Genomic DNA, 14530 nt, shown 5'->3' with positions numbered 1-14530 from the left:
CTCTCGGGGCGGCACTGGCCCGGCGCGCCGGGACGGGCGCCGAGGACGGGCGCCGGGCGGCCGACGAGATGCGCCGGGGTCTCGGACTGCTCCGGACGGGCAGTCCGCAGTACTGGGACTGCCCGTCCGGAGTACGCCGAGGCCCTCGTGAAACGGGCCGATGCGACGGGCGACGTCGGCTGTCCGAACCATCGTGGTGCCGCACCCCCGTGCTCATCGCCGCGGCGGCGTCGCCGCCGCCCCAGGATCACCCATGGACCCCGGCGGGTCCAAGCGCTCCAGGGCCCTGGAGCGCCCGCGTCACGACGAACTCGCGCAAATGCTCGATCGGGGCTTCAGATGGTCGAGGGCGATGACCCCGCTGTCGCGCCCGGCCCGCTCTCCAGCGCCAACAGCCCATCCCTCGAACCGATGATGAGCACGCTGCCCATGGCCAGGAGTGCGTTGATCGGGGTACCGACGGGGAGGACGTGGATGAGCGTTCCTGTGTCCGAGGCCCAGAGGCGCAGGCTGCCTTCGGGCCCTCCGGTTGCCACCACCTCTCGGCCTTCGCGGGTGACCCAGGCAACGATGGGCGTCGGGCCCAGGCTGGGGGAAACCGGACGGTCGGGCCCCGAGCCCTGGGGTAGGACGCCCACCGGCAGTACCGTGTGCAGTCTGCGATTCGGCTCGGTGAACGGGTCCACCAGGTGGGTGGCATGATCTGTCATGACGGCCAGCAGGGAACGGCCGCCACTCCAGGACACCGTGGTGAGCGTGGTGCGCCGACCGAGCTCGCGGGTCCATTTGGCGACTCCGGCGCCGGTCTCCGGATCCCGGAACACGACGCCGCTCCGGGAACCGGTGTACAGCAACGCCCGGCCGGCCGGGTGGGTGAGGGAGCCGACGCCCAGAGGTCGGCGTCCGAGACCGACCTCCAGCCGTCTCATCCCCCGGGACACGTATCCGGCGGCCGCCGGATCCCACAGCGAGAGTGCGGAGGAACCCTGCATGACGAGCACTGTGCGTCCGCCGGGCAGCGGCACCAACGCCACGGCGCGGGGGTGCTCGGCGATACGCAGCAGATGGAGCAAGTCCCAGTTCCGGATCTTGCTTACGAAGCGGTAGGACTCCGGATCCCAGAGTCGAACGGGATGTTCCCCACCCCCCAACGCGACGAGGGTCTTCCCGCTCTTCATGGGAACGGACAACGGTCGGCCCGAGCAGCCCTTCACGGGCCGGGCCATGGGCAGGCCACTGGAGGATTCCCACAGTCGGAGGGTCTCGTCGCTGCCCACCGAGACAAGCAGGGGCCTGCCCTGGCGAATCGAGCCCTGGAGCAGAGGGATCGCGGCCAGATGGTCCACAGGGCCGGCGAGAGGGTCATCGCTGTTGGCGGTGGATTCCGTGTCCCAGATCTGGACGGTACCGTCCTCGCTTCCGCCCGCCACGAAAGCTCGCCCGTCCGCCAGCCGGATGCCGGTGAGCGCACTCACCCCGCTGGTACGGGCGGCCATCGGTGCTCCGATTGGAGTGCCGGTGATGTGGTCCCACGCCCGCAACGAGTGATCGCTGCCGACCGTGACCAGCGCGCTGCGTCCGCGCTTCACGGGTACCGTCCAGGCGTCCACGACGTCGGCACCGTTACCGTGGAGCCACTCGCCGACCTGCATGCCGTCCTGGGCATCGAATAGCCGAACCACACCGCCTCCGCCGACAGTGGCCAAGGCCGGACGCCCACCACTGAGCGGCACGGTGACCAGCGTTCTGACGCTGCCCCCGTATCCGGTCGCGATGTCCCACACCGGCTCACCGGTGGTGATGTCCCACACCCAGAGTCGGCCCTGTTCGTAGCCCGGCTCACTGGCGCCGAACCCGTCCACCATGTAATTGGAGCCACCCGCCGCGAGAAGCACCCGCCCGTCGGGCAGGGTGACCACCTCCAGTGCCCCGTCGAGCCGCTCGGCACCTTCTACCGACGCGCGCGCCACCGTGGTGGGCTTTGGACCGGTGAGCAGTGGCCCCGCGGATTGGCCGGTGAAGGGATCCCACAGGCGGACATGCCTGTTGAAGGAGGCCGCGAGAAGGGCGCGGCCTCCGGGAAGGCCCACCATCTTCACAGCATGGGTCTGGGGGTCGAGAAGCGTTGTTGCACCGACCGCAGACCTGGCGACGGGGTCCCAAAGGTGCACTTCTTTGCCTGCACCGACCGCCAGCAGGACGTCCCCGTCAGGCGTCGTGAGGGCATCCAGCATATGGATGGGATCGCTGAACGAGAGTGTCCCGAAGAGCGGTTGGCCACCTTCCATCACCAGCTGCGGATCCCACAGCCGAACCCTTCCGTCACGGGTCCCGACAGCAAGCAGCCCCCGTCCGTCCGGCATGGACAGTGCTCGCAGGGCTCCGACCGGGCTGGAGCCCTGGGTGAGGATCGCCGGGAGGAGTGCACGGCGCAGCCTGGCCCATCGCACTGTCCATGCGGCACCGTCGCCATGCTGCTGGAACTCGTGGACGGGAAGCGAACCGCTGAAGCGGGCGGTGGTGATGGCCCGCACAGTGGCCCTGTCCCCGGGATCCACGGATGCGAGCAGGTCGCCGGAGACGAGTGTGGCGGTGATGGCATCCGGGAGGCCCACTCTCCCGTAGCCGACGCGTAGCGCCTCCGCGGCAACGGCTCGTGGCGCCAGGTGGTCGAGCACCTCGGGGGCGCTCGCGAGATCCTCCCAGGCATCGGCTTCCGCGACATGTCCGGCGAGATGATGCTCGATGTAGGGGTTGGGGCCGGCGGGCAGCGCCGCGGCTGCGGCCGTCATGAGCCCTTGGGCGATTCTGCGGTGCCGCTCCGCGAGCGGCCGGAGGGACGATGTCACGTCGCCTGCCACGGCTGATCGAGGAAGTGCTCCTGGAAAGTGCGGTGGGACAGCCGGTAGACGCTCTGCCCGTGCTCGAAGTCGAGCATCACGTATGGGGCGGCGGCCTCGAGCAACCGGTCGATGTCGAGGTCGGTGACGGGTACGCCGTCGCCCAAGGCCGTCGCGGCAACAGCCCAGATCCGGTCCGCGCGGGGAAGTCCACGCCCCTGGGCGAGGGCCAGCGCTTCGAGCAGCGGCACGGCCGCGACGGACCGGCCGGCAAGGCGTTCCACGGCTGCGGCGAACAACGAACGGTGGTCGCGGCGGAGTAACGAGACCAGGGCGTGGTTGCCGTCCGGTGTCAGAAGGTGGGGGGCGGCGAGAATTTCGTGGACGGCCAGCCTCGCGTAGAGGAAGTGGCGATCGTATGCCGTGATCTGGCGGGCGACCTCGTCGATGCTCGCCGGGTCTGCAGCCGGAAGTACGCCTGCTTCGCGGGCGTGGTTGAGTCGCAGGCGGACGTAGCGTCCCAGTGCGTCGGGCTCACGCATGACGCGGACGGTCTCCCTGGCTCCCAGGGCGTCGAGCAGGTCGCGATCACCGTTCTCAGGCCGGTCGGGCCCCTCACGAGTCGAAGCCCGGGTGCCCACCACAACCCGCACACGGGGAAGCACGGCCAGGCGGCGCAGAAGCGATCTGGCGATGTCCAGGGGCTCCTGGGCTTCATCGAGGGCGTCGACAAGAATCGTGAACGGAACGTCGCTCTGACCTAGTTCGTTCAGGAGCCATTCGATGTCCTGCGCTGTGGAACCGGTGTCGGGCAGGTCGTCCAGCATGGCCGAATGGGCCAGCCGACGAACGAGTTCCGCCATGGTGATACCGGTGAGGTGAACGACTGCATCGAAGACGTGGTCAGGTGGACGCTCGGCCTTGGGGAGGTCGCGAAGGTGGCCGCCCCTGACGAGTAGGTCCCGCAGCCGGGGGTTGGCTTGGACGACCATGTTGCCCAGCAGTGCGGACTTTCCGGCGCCGGGGCTTCCGGTGACGATCAACAGGCCTCGCAGTTTGTCGCGCAGCCATTGGGAAATGTCGGCGCGCTCGCGGTCACGGCCGACGAAGTACCAGGCCAGCTCCCCCTGCTCGGCGCCCTGAGCCTTGGGGATGAAGTGGCTGCGTTCGTCGGCGGTCAGCTGAGCCAGGAAAGTTCGGAGCTCGGCGTAGACGTCGAGAGGGGAGGTGACGCCCGTCGGCAGCAGGCGTGCCCGCGGCAGTGGGGGCGCCAAGTGGAGGTCGAAGGCGTCAGCGTGGATGCTGCCGACCTGCATCCTGTCGTGCAGTCGCAGCATCAGGTCGGGCAACCGGATCGTCTCGTCGTTGTCGGTGTACGAGGCGAGCGCGCCGGAGAGCGCGTGGGCGAACTCGCCCAGATGGCCGGCGCCGTATCCGCCCACGCCGATGACGGCCAGGCGCCTGGGCTTGTCTCCGCTGAGCAGACGAACCGCGACCAGGTCGGCGAAACGCTCCGCTCCGCACGCCTCGATGACCACGACCGCCCATGCGTGGGGGTCGGAGATCCGGCGGGACCACTCGGCGTCGATGAAAGCCGCGAAGTTCTCGGGCGTCAGGCCACGCGTCCGCATCGATCCCGGAGTCTCGTGCACGGCGAGCCAGGCACCCTCGGGCGATGCTTCGCCGTGCCCGGCCCAGAAGAGAACCGAACTCCTCGGCTCGGGTGGGCCCGCCCAGTCCTCCAGCCGTTCCTCGGCTGCGGTTCGGTCGCGGGCTGCACCCGGCAGCGTCCAGGGTTCGGCCCGACCTCCCAACTCGGCGAACAGACCGGCGACCTGGTCCGCGGCCTCGTCCGCGGAGAGTGGCTCGTGATGCCGGTAGTGGCCGATCGGCAGGCAGACCACCGGAAACTCCGTACGGCAGGGGATGTCGGTGACCTGGCTGGTCAGATACTCCTCGCCGTTGTCCCGGTCGTTGGCGTCGGCGTCCGCGTAGGGGGGGCCGTCATCGCCGTACACAGCAATGCCCTCGGTCATACCTGTGCCAGGTCCTCCGCTCGCGCGGCCAGGACGAGCTGCGTGATCGGTGAGAATCCACCGGTTTTGACCTCCACCCGGTAGAGCCCCGGGTCGTGCAGCTCGATCTGTGCGATGAGTCCGCTGTCACGCCGCAACAGCCGGGGCCGGCTCCGCACCTGATGCGTTTCCGCGTTCGTCACCTGCAGGGAGACGGCCGCAGGATCGGCCTGTAGATCGACGCCGAGGGTGAAGGGCCGTCCGGCAGCAACCACATCGGGAGCCTGGAGACCGATAGAGGCCAGACCCAGGGGAGGGCCGAGTCGGCGCTCCGTCAGCACCGCACATACGTGAGCGATCGCCTCGGCGGCCCTGGACATCGCTCCGTGCGTCTGCGGCAGATACACCGGCTCCGCGGTTCCGAGCCGGGCCGAGTCACGATAGACCGTGCCGTCGCCGCGTCGGTCCACTCGGGTCAGTGTGCCGTCGTCGCCGTCCTCGCAGACGTAATCGTGGCCCTCGGCAACTCCCTCGCGAAGGGTGAGGGACTGGGCTGTGCGCTGTTCGACTCCGATGAGGGGGTGCGTGCCCGGACCTGCCCCTGTCCGAAGAGCCCGTTCACGGGTGGCGAGGGCGCCAGCAGCCAAGTCAACGTCTCCACCGATGGCGGCGAGGTCGCCCGGCACCAGCCGTCGTGCCGAGGTGCCCTCGTCCACACATCGATAACTGGGCAGCAAGTCGTACAGGCCTGGAAGGGCAGCCCCCAGAGCGCGCAGCCGACGGCGCGGGAGCGGAAGCGGGGCTCCTCGGCCAGCGCTGAGGATCTGGACGGCCTTGACGGAGCCGTGGTACGGCGTGCCCAGCGTGATCACGCTGCGCACCTGGTCACCGCAGCCGAGGACATGGGTGAAGTACCGGGCAACAAGCCCTCCCATGGAGTGTGCGACCAGGACCAGCCGGGCGTCCCGGCTACCGCGGGGATGCGAGCGCCAGGCGTTCAGATGCTGTTCGGCCTTGGCCGAGAGCAGCCTGGCGTTGAGCTCAACGGGCAGCCGCCAGTCGTAGGGAAACTCGGCGACGGCGTCGGCATGGGCCGTGACCCGTCGGATCCCGGCGAGCAACGCTGTATAGGGCTCGAATCCGCGCAGCACGGGAGCGAAAGCGGGAAACCGCAGGAGCCGGCGCGCGACGATGCGGCCGGTACGCCCCTGCCTCTCGTCGTCGGTGACGCGCAGGCTTGACAAGGACGTCCCGGTGGTCCAAGCGCGGGCGTACCAACGGGAGTCACTCAATCCCCACACCACTCGGCCGGACTCGGTGTCGACCAGTTCGCTGCCCATGATGCCTGGCAGGACTATCACCGCATCACGGCTGACGTCGGACGTGCCGATCGGCGCCATGCGTCCTCCCCCGCTGTTGGACATCACACGTTAGCGAAGTGTCCCGCCAGCGCGCCCCCCGGCAGGTGTCAATCCGTCAGAACCACCGTCCGCTGGGCCGAGAAGTCGCCCCACGTGCCGTCCGGGAGCTTGGCCCTGAGCTTCACCGAGTAGCGGGTGCCCGCCGGGTCGGGGAGGTCGAGCCGGTAGGTGGCGCGCCCCTTGGGAGGTGTACCGCCCCAGACGATGGTGGTGGTCAGCTTGCCGTTCATGTGGAGCTCGTAGGCGGGGACGGTGCCGCCCGTGTCGGGCTGGTCCCAGGACAGGTCCAGGGTGAACAGGTCGCCCTCCTTGCCGACTTCGGTCCGCAGCCCGGTGGGGGCGGTGCTCGCGGGGGCGCCGGGGGCGGAGGCGGTGGTGAGGTCGAGGGTGTTGCTGTCGGCCGAGGACTTGTCGGAGGCGTCGCGGGCCCGGACGGTGAAGGTGTAGACGGTCCCCGGGCGCAGCCCCGTGAGCTTCGCCGTGGTCTCGGAGGCGGGGACGCTGTGGATCCGGGAGTCCTCCTGGTAGATGTCGTACGAGGTGACGCCGACGTCGTCCTTGGCGGGGCCCCAGGTGAGCGTGGCTCCACGGCTTCCGTCGGCGCGGCCCGTCAGCTTCGCCGGGGTGGTGGGGGGCTCGTCGTCCTTGGGCGGGGTGGCCTGGGTGGTGACGGGGACGGCCTTGCCGGGCGCGGAGAGGTTTCCGGCCTTGTCCTTGGCCCGGACGCTGAAGGTGTAGTCCGTAGAGGCCGTCAGACCGTTGACGTCGATCATGGTCTTCGTCACCGGGACGCTCTTGACCTTGCTCTTTCCCTGGTAGACCTCGTAGCCGGCGACCTTCTCGTCGTCGGGGGCGGCCTTCCACATGACGTGCACCGAGGTGGAGCTGCTGGCCTGGGCGGTGACGTTCTCCGGGGTGCCGGGCGGCTGGGTGTCGGCTTCGGCGGAACCACCGCAGGCGGAGAGGAGGGGGGTGAGAAGCAGGGCGGAACAGGCCAACGCGACAGATATGTGGGGGCGTTGCACGGTGGTGCCTTCCATCCGGACAGCAATGGTCCAGACCTGTATGACATGACGTGGGGCCCGCCGACAAGAGTCCGGCCGGGAACCTTCCGCTATATACCGGGTTGCGCCGGCCGCCCCGCCGGTCCGGGATGCCCGGGCGGTCCGACAGCCGATGAGTTTCCGGTGGTGGAGGGGTCTCTTCTGTATGGATACGCATGAGACCTCCGCTCCGGCCGCGCACGAGCCCGCCGGCCTTCCCGACCTGGGACCGGCCGCCCGGCGGATCGCCGAGCTCCTCGGTCCGGTCGGCGACGGCGCGCTGGACGGCCCCACCCCCTGCCCCGACTACGCCGTACGGGAGCTGCTCGGCCATCTCACCGGGCTGGCCGCCGCCTTCCGTGACGCCGCCCGCAAGGACCTCGGGCCGAGCACCGCCACCTCACCCGACGCGGCCCTCCCCGTCCTCGACGACGACTGGCGGGAGGTGCTGCCCCGGCGGCTGGAGGAGGTGGCGGCGGCCTGGCGCGCGCCCGACGCCTGGACGGGCATGACCCGGGCGGGCGGGGTCGAGCTGCCAGGCGAGGTGGCCGGGGCCGTCGCGCTCAACGAACTCGTGATCCACGGCTGGGACCTGGCCCGCTCGACAGGGCAGCCGTACGCGGCGGGCGAGGCCGAGCTGCGGTCCTGCGCGGCGCTGCTCGCCCCGGACGAGGACGACCCGGACCGCGGGGGCATCTTCGGGCCGCCCGTGCCGGTGCCGGCCGACGCCCCGCTGCTGGACCGGGTGATCGCCCTCAGCGGCCGGCGTCCGGACTGGCGGCCGGGCGGCTGAGAGCACCCGCCGGAGCCCTTCAGCTGGTGAAGAACTCCGTGATGTGCGCCGCCACCTGGTCCGCCCGGGTCTCGTGCATCCGGTGGCCGCCCGGGACCGTGATCAGTCGGCAGTCCGGGACGAGGGCGGCCACGTCCGCCTGGCGGTGCTGTTCCATCCCGCTCTCCGGGCCCCCGGTGATGATCAGCGTCGGCGAGACGATATCGCCGAGGTGCTCGGCCGCGTCCGGGCCGGGGTCGGCGAGCTGGTCGTGGACGGCGGGTACCGCGTTCTCGTCGTAGTCCACCGGGCCCTCGGCGCGACCGGCCGGGCCCGGGTCGCCGGGGAACGGGGCCGGGGTCTCCACCAGCACCAGCCGCTCCACCCGGTCGGAGTGCTCCTGGGCCACCAGGCGGGCGACGACGCCGCCCATGCCGTGGCCGACGAGGCCGATCCGGTCCAGCTCCAGTTCGTCGAGGAAGCCGACGACGTCCTCGGCCATCAGCTCCAGGTCGTAGTCGTCGGGCCAGTCGCTCTCGCCGTGGCCGCGCAGATCCAGGGCGTAGACCCGCCACTCCTGGCCCAGCAGGGTGCCGGCTGCCTCCCAGTCGGCGGCCGAGCCGCCGAGGCCGTGCAGCAGCACGACGGGCGAGCCGAACGCGTCGCCCCGGGCCCGGTACGCGAGGCGCACATCGCCGACATCCACAACAGACTGATCTTCCATGCCCCTGACGCTACAGCCGCCGGGCGGGCGACCGCGCCACGGGCCCCGCCCCCGGACGCGCGCCGGCCCGGCGGGACCGTGCGGGGTCCCACCGGGCCGCTGTCACGAGGCGGACATCCCCCAGGGGTCAGTGGACGCCCACCCCGGCGGCCGCCGGCACCACGTGTTCGCCGTTCGCCGGCTCCTCGTCCGCCGCGTCCGGCTTGCGGCCGAAGTGGTTGAAGGCGAGGTTCAGCACGATCGCCACCACGCAGCCGGTGGAGATGCCCGAGTCGAGGACGACGAGCAGGTCCTCGGGGAAGGCGTGGTAGAACTGCGGCGCGGCGATGGGGATCAGGCCGATTCCGAGGGACGCCGCCACGATCAGCGCGTTCTCGCCCTTCTCCATGGCGGCGGTGGCCAGGGTCTGGATGCCGCTGGCCGCGACCGTGCCGAACAGGACGATGCCCGCGCCGCCGAGCACCGGCAGCGGTACGAGGGCGATGACCGAGGCCGCGACCGGGACCAGGCCGAGCAGGATCAGGATGCCGCCGCCGACCGCGACGACGAAGCGGCTGCGGATCTTCGTCATGGCGACGAGGCCGACGTTCTGGGCGAAGGCGCTGCACATGAAGCCGTTGAAGAGCGGGCTGATGGCGCTGCCGAGGGTGTCGGCGCGCAGACCGCCCTCGATGATCTTCTCGTCCGCCGGGCGGCCGACGATCTTGCCGAGGGCCAGCATGTCGGCCGTGGACTCGGTCATGCAGACGAGCATCACGATGCACATGGAGATGATGGCGGCGATCTCGAACTGCGGGGCGCCGAAGGCGAACGGCGTCGGGAAGCCGACGACGTCGGCGTTCTTGATGGCGCTGAAGTCGGTGATGCCCGCCGGGATGGCGATGAGCGTGCCGATGACCAGACCGAGCAGGATCGCGATCTGCTGGAGGAAGCCGCGCAGCAGCTTGCGCAGGGCCAGCACGATGACCAGGGTCACGGCGGCCATGGTGATGTTGGTCATCGAACCGTAGTCGTCGGCCGTGGCGTTGCCGCCCTGGGACCAGTTGAAGGCGACCGGGAGGAGCGAGACGCCGATCAGGGTGATCACGGTGCCGGTGACGACCGGCGGGAAGAACCGGACCAGTTTGCAGAAGTACGGGGCGAGGACGAAGCCGAGGAGACTCGCGACGATGATCGCGCCGAAGATGACGGCTATCCCGTCGTGGCCCCGGTCCTTGCCTATCGCGATCATCGGGGCGACCCCGGCGAACGAGACGCCGTTGACGAAGGGCAGCCGGGCGCCGACCTTCCAGAAGCCGATGGTCTGGAGCAGGGTGGCGATCCCCGCGGTGAAGAGGCTCGCCCCCATCAGGAAGGCGGTCTCCTTGGCGGTGAGGCCGACGGCCGGCCCCACGATGAGCGGCGGGGCCACCACGCCCGCGTACATGGCGGCCACGTGCTGGAGGCCGCTGGTGAACATCTTCAGTGGGGGGAGGGTCTCGTCGACCGGATGTTTCCGGCCGTCAGCTGCTTCTGCTTCCGTGACGGCATCGTCCGTCACGTCGGGGGAGGCTGCGTCTGCGTCTTTGCGAAACCTGGGCTTGGCGGCCACGGCGGTTCCTCCGGTCGGTTACGCGTCGTCGGCGACGCGGGTGTCAGGGAGGTGGTGCGTAAGTGGTGCAGCGGTGCTTGCGGCTCTCTCAGGTGGTGCAGGTGGTGCAGAGGGGGGTGCGGAAGGGGCGCGCACGGGGGTGTGTGCGGGCAGCGTTCATCACCGGTCCGGCGGGCGCGCACCATGGGGTGCGCGTCCGCCGGACCGGCTGCCGTGGACCCCGCTCGGGTCCACGGCGGCCGGTCTCGGGCCGTCCCCCCAGACCGGCCGGTCGGGGATACCGCGCGGAATCAGGCTCCGGCGGCGATCTGCGCGAGGCGGCGGGCCTCGTCGCGGGTGGTGCGGGCGATGGCGTCCTCGTCCACCGTGGTGAGGTGGTTGCCCTCGACGACCGGCTTGCCGTCGACGAGGGAGAGGGTCACCGGGGCGGCCGCGCCGAAGATGAGCGCGGTCACCGGGTCGGCGATCGAGGAGTGGGCCAGGGTGTCCAGCTTCCACAGGACGAGGTCGGCGAGCTTGCCGGCCTCCAGGGAGCCGATCTGGTCGGCGCGGCCCAGGACCTGGGCCCCGCCGAAGGTCCCGAGGCGCAGGGCCTGACGGGCGTTCAGGGCGGCCTCGCGGTGGGCGCCGAGGCGGTTGATGAGCAGCGCGTTGCGCAGCTCGGTGTGGAGTTCGCCGGACTCGTTGGAGGCGGTGCCGTCCACACCGAGGCCGACCGGCACACCGGCGGCGAGCATGTCGGGGACCCGGGCGATGCCGGCGGCGAGGCGGGCGTTGGAGGACGGGCAGTGGGCGACGCCGGTTCCCGTACGGGCGAAGGCGGCGATGTCCGAGTCGTTCATGTGGACGCAGTGGGCCATCCACACGTCGTCGCCGAGCCAGCCGGTCGACTCGAAGTACTCGGTCGGGCCCATCCCGAACAGCTCCTTGCAGAACTGCTCCTCCTCGACGGTCTCCGAGCCGTGGGTGTGCAGCCGCACACCCTTGCGGCGGGCCAGCTCGGCACCCTGGCGCATCAGTTCGGTGGAGACCGAGAACGGCGAGCAGGGCGCGACGGCGACCTGGGTCATCGCGTCGAAGGAGGCGTCGTGGTGGGCGTCGATGGTCGCCTCGGTGGCGGCGAGCGCGCCCTCCAGGGTCTCGACGGCGAAGTCCGGGGGCAGGCCGCCGTCCTTCTCGCTGCGGTCCATGGAGCCCCGGGCGAGGGTGAACCGTACGCCCATCTCACGGGCGGCCCCGATGATGGCGCCGGACAGGTCGCCGGAGCCCTTCGGGAAGACGTAGTGGTGGTCCATGGCGGTGGTGACCCCGCCGCGGGCCATCATCGCGAGCGAGCCCTGCGCGGCGGCCCGGGCCATCGGCTCGTCGATGCGCGCCCAGGTCGGGTAGAGGGCGACCAGCCAGTTGAACAGGTTGTGGTCGGTGGCCAGGCCCCGGGTGATCCACTGGTAGAAGTGGTGGTGGGTGTTGACCAGGCCGGGGGTGGCGAGGTGCCCGGTGCCGTCGATGCGCCGGACGACACCGGTCAGGCCCTCCGGGGCCTTGCCCGCGCCGACGGACTCGATGCGGTTGTCCGCCACGACGATGTACCCGGAGGCGTACTCCGTGTCGTGGGCGTCGACGGTGGCGATCGAACAGTTCTCGATGACGATGCGCTGAGGGTCTGCCGAAGCTGCCATGGCGCTTCCTTCTTCTCTCTGTGGCGATGTGGGCACGGCAGGACCCTAGGAGGATTTGAGTGCCACAGCGGTGCGGCTGTGGGTGCCGAGATGGTGGAAGAACAGGTTGAGCACGACCGCGACCAGTGCTCCCGCGCTGATCCCGGAGCCGAGGACGGTCTGCGCCCAGGCCGGGAAACCGGCGTAGAAGGTGGGCGCGGCGAGCGGGATGATGCCCGCGCCGAGCGCGACGGCCACCAGGATGATGTTGGAGCTGTCGTCGAGGCCCGCCTCGGAGAGCGTACGGATGCCGCTCACGGCGATGGAGCCGAAGAGGACGATGCCGGCGCCGCCGAGGACCGGCATGGGCACGAGCGAGACGACCGCGCCGAGCACCGGGAAGGCGCCGAGGATCAGCAGGGCCCCTCCGGCCGCCGCGACGACGTACCGGCTGCGGACGCGGGTCAGTGAGACGACGCCGACGTTCTGGGCGAAGGCGCTGGTGGGGAAGCCACCGAAGACCGGGCCGAGGAGGGTGGCGATGCCGTCGGTGCGCAGGCCGCGGGTGATCGTACGCCCGTCGGTGCGGCGCTCGCAGATCTCGCCGAGGGCGAGCATCCCGGCGGAGGACTCCGTCATCAGGACGAGCATGACGATGCAGAGCGAGAGGATCGCGGCGGGCTGGAACTCCGGAGCGCCGAAGGCGAAGGGGGTCGGCAGGGCGGCGAGCGGGGCGGACTTCAGCGCGGAGAAGTCGGCGAGTCCGAACGGGATCGCGGCCAGCGTGCCGACGAACATGCCGACCAGCAGGGCGACTTGCTTGAGGAAGCCGCGCCCGAAACGCTGGACGAGCAGGATGACGACGAGGGTGAAGGCGGCCAGCGCCAGGTACTTCATGGCACCGAAGTCGTCGGCGGTGGCGTCGCCGCCCTGCGCCCAGGCGACGGGCACGGGCATGAGGGTGACGCCGATGAGGGTGATGACCACGCCGGTGACGAGCGGCGGGAAGAAGCGCAGCAGCCGGCCGAAGAAGGGGCCGACGGCCAGGCAGAACACTCCTGCGACGAGCACCGCCCCGTAGATCGCGGGGAGTTGGTGGCCCGGTGCGCTGGTCTCGGCGATGGCGAGCATCGGCGCGATCCCGGCGGAGGAGGCGGCGTTGACGAAGGGGAGCCGGTTTCCGGCGAAGGGGCCGAGACCGATCGTCTGGAGGATCGTGGCGAGTCCGGCGATCAGGAGGCCGGCCGCGATGAGCCGGGTCATACCGGCGGTGTCCAGGCCGACGGCCTGGCCGATGATGAGCGGAGGGGTGACGACGCCCGCGTACATGGCGGCGATGTGCTGGAGCGCGGCGGGGACGAGCCGCGCGGGGGGAAGCTTTTCGTCGACCGGGTGAACCGCCGGGTCGGCGAAGGTTTTCGAGGGGTCTTTGCCTGGGCTTTCGGCCGGCCCCGTTGCAGGCTGTGCCATGGGTGTTCCCTCCGGGATGACCGGCCGCCGCCCGTCTGCGGGCGGACGGCGGCCGGTTCAGTGCCGCGTCAGAGGTTGGTCATGTCGACCGGGATCTTCGGCTCGACGCCGTCCCGGAGCACGGTGGCCTCGATCAGACCGTAGGGACGGTCCGCCGCGAAGTAGACCTCATTGTCGTTCTTGAGGCCGAACGGTTCGAGGTCCACCAGGAAGTGGTGGTTGTTCGGCAGCGAGAAGCGGATCTCGTCGATCTCGCTGCGGCTGTTGATGATGCGCGAACCCATCTGGTACAGGGTCTGCTGGAGCGAGAGGGAGTACGTCTCGGCGAAGGCGTGGAGCATGTGCTTGCGCGCCTGCTCGTAGGACTTCTCCCAGTTCGGCATGCGCTGCTCGTCGCTGGTCCAGTTGTAGCGCCAGCGGGCCGAGACGTCCGTCGCCAGGATGCGGTCGTACGCCTCCTTGAGCGTCGTGTACTTGTCCTTGACGTAGCCCCAGAACTCGGAGTTGGTCGAGTTCATCACGGTCAGGTCCTTGAGGCCCGAGATGACCTCCCAGTTCTCACCGTCGTAGGTGATCTGGGAGACGCGGGTCTCCATGCCCTTGCGGGCGAAGGAGTGCTTCACCTCGTCGGCGCCGATGAACTTGGAGTTGCCGTCGGAGGTCGCGATGCGCTCCCAGGCGTACTCCTCGATCCGGATCCGGGCGCGGTGGATCGGCTCCTGCGAGGAGACGAAGTGCCGGGCGAGGTGGATGCCGAACTGCTCGGCGGACTCGATCCCGTGCTCCTTGGCGAACGCGAACACCGTGTTCTTGGTGGTGTCGGTCGGCAGGACGTTCGCGTTGGAGCCGGAGTAGTGCACGTCGTCCATGTCGCCGGAGAGGGCGACCGAGACGTTCAGGTCCTTGATGTGGTGGGTGTCGCCGTCCCGCGTGATCTTTACGACGCGGTTCTCTGCTTTGCCGTACTGGTTCTGGCCGAGAATCGTGGGCATGTCG

General features: G+C 70.2%; 10 protein-coding genes. 1 reads left to right on the top strand and 9 read right to left on the bottom strand.

Annotated features, from left to right (window positions below; all coding sequences use genetic code 11):
- Window positions 1-335 precede the first annotated feature (335 nt).
- From IE140_RS16410 to IE140_RS16395, 4 genes are all read right to left on the bottom strand, one after another.
- Complete coding sequence (locus IE140_RS16410) at window positions 336-2792, bottom strand: WD40 repeat domain-containing protein (RefSeq protein WP_150193560.1); 2457 nt, start codon at window positions 2790-2792, stop codon at window positions 336-338.
- Between the two features lie 53 nt (window positions 2793-2845).
- Window positions 2846-4876 (bottom strand): ATP-binding protein, encoded by a 2031-nt coding sequence (locus IE140_RS16405; RefSeq protein WP_150193561.1) that lies wholly within the window; start codon window positions 4874-4876, stop codon window positions 2846-2848.
- Complete coding sequence (locus tag IE140_RS16400) at window positions 4873-6255, bottom strand: esterase/lipase family protein (protein ID WP_150193562.1); 1383 nt, start codon at window positions 6253-6255, stop codon at window positions 4873-4875. The genes IE140_RS16405 and IE140_RS16400 overlap by 4 nt, the downstream gene beginning before the upstream one ends.
- 68 nt (window positions 6256-6323) lie before the next feature.
- Window positions 6324-7316 (bottom strand): fibronectin type III domain-containing protein, encoded by a 993-nt coding sequence (locus IE140_RS16395; protein WP_189460470.1) that lies wholly within the window; start codon window positions 7314-7316, stop codon window positions 6324-6326.
- Window positions 7317-7485: 169 nt separating this feature from the next.
- Between IE140_RS16395 and IE140_RS16390 the strand changes: the two genes are divergently transcribed.
- Window positions 7486-8112, top strand: coding sequence for a TIGR03086 family metal-binding protein (locus IE140_RS16390; protein WP_150197686.1), 627 nt, complete (start codon window positions 7486-7488; stop codon window positions 8110-8112).
- Window positions 8113-8131: 19 nt separating this feature from the next.
- Here the strand turns inward: IE140_RS16390 and IE140_RS16385 are convergent, their stop codons facing one another.
- From IE140_RS16385 to pucL, 5 genes are all read right to left on the bottom strand, one after another.
- Window positions 8132-8815, bottom strand: coding sequence for an alpha/beta fold hydrolase (locus tag IE140_RS16385; protein WP_093443984.1), 684 nt, complete (start codon window positions 8813-8815; stop codon window positions 8132-8134).
- Window positions 8816-8942: 127 nt separating this feature from the next.
- The gene (locus IE140_RS16380) at window positions 8943-10355 is read right to left on the bottom strand and encodes a nucleobase:cation symporter-2 family protein (protein ID WP_229826814.1); all 1413 of its coding nucleotides are present in this window, start codon (window positions 10353-10355) and stop codon (window positions 8943-8945) included.
- A gap of 341 nt (window positions 10356-10696) precedes the next feature.
- A complete protein-coding gene (locus tag IE140_RS16375) occupies window positions 10697-12085 on the bottom strand; it encodes an 8-oxoguanine deaminase (protein ID WP_150197684.1) in 1389 nt (462 codons plus the stop codon).
- A 45-nt stretch (window positions 12086-12130) separates the two neighbouring features.
- Entirely contained in the window at window positions 12131-13534 is a 1404-nt protein-coding gene (locus tag IE140_RS16370) for a nucleobase:cation symporter-2 family protein (RefSeq protein ID WP_150197683.1), read from the bottom strand.
- Window positions 13535-13602: 68 nt separating this feature from the next.
- Complete coding sequence (gene pucL / locus IE140_RS16365) at window positions 13603-14526, bottom strand: factor-independent urate hydroxylase (RefSeq protein ID WP_032767945.1); 924 nt, start codon at window positions 14524-14526, stop codon at window positions 13603-13605.
- Window positions 14527-14530: the final 4 nt, after the last annotated feature.

The organism is Streptomyces parvus, from assembly GCF_014648875.1.
Classification (GTDB): domain Bacteria; phylum Actinomycetota; class Actinomycetes; order Streptomycetales; family Streptomycetaceae; genus Streptomyces; species Streptomyces parvus.
The sequence above is the reverse complement of the archived record's forward strand: the minus strand, read 5'-3'. Positions and strand labels throughout refer to the sequence as shown.

What these genes read in the sequence shown, in the direction of transcription:
- IE140_RS16410 (WP_150193560.1), bottom strand. Translation starts at nt 2,792, where the DNA reads ATGACGGCCGCAGCCGCGGCGCTGCCCGCCGGCCCCAACCCCTACATC.
- IE140_RS16405 (WP_150193561.1), bottom strand. Translation starts at nt 4,876, where the DNA reads ATGACCGAGGGCATTGCTGTGTACGGCGATGACGGCCCCCCCTACGCG.
- IE140_RS16400 (WP_150193562.1), bottom strand. Translation starts at nt 6,255, where the DNA reads ATGGCGCCGATCGGCACGTCCGACGTCAGCCGTGATGCGGTGATAGTC.
- IE140_RS16395 (WP_189460470.1), bottom strand. Translation starts at nt 7,316, where the DNA reads ATGGAAGGCACCACCGTGCAACGCCCCCACATATCTGTCGCGTTGGCC.
- IE140_RS16390 (WP_150197686.1), top strand. Translation starts at nt 7,486, where the DNA reads ATGGATACGCATGAGACCTCCGCTCCGGCCGCGCACGAGCCCGCCGGC.
- IE140_RS16385 (WP_093443984.1), bottom strand. Translation starts at nt 8,815, where the DNA reads ATGGAAGATCAGTCTGTTGTGGATGTCGGCGATGTGCGCCTCGCGTAC.
- IE140_RS16375 (WP_150197684.1), bottom strand. Translation starts at nt 12,085, where the DNA reads ATGGCAGCTTCGGCAGACCCTCAGCGCATCGTCATCGAGAACTGTTCG.
- IE140_RS16370 (WP_150197683.1), bottom strand. Translation starts at nt 13,534, where the DNA reads ATGGCACAGCCTGCAACGGGGCCGGCCGAAAGCCCAGGCAAAGACCCC.
- pucL (WP_032767945.1), bottom strand. Translation starts at nt 14,526, where the DNA reads ATGCCCACGATTCTCGGCCAGAACCAGTACGGCAAAGCAGAGAACCGC.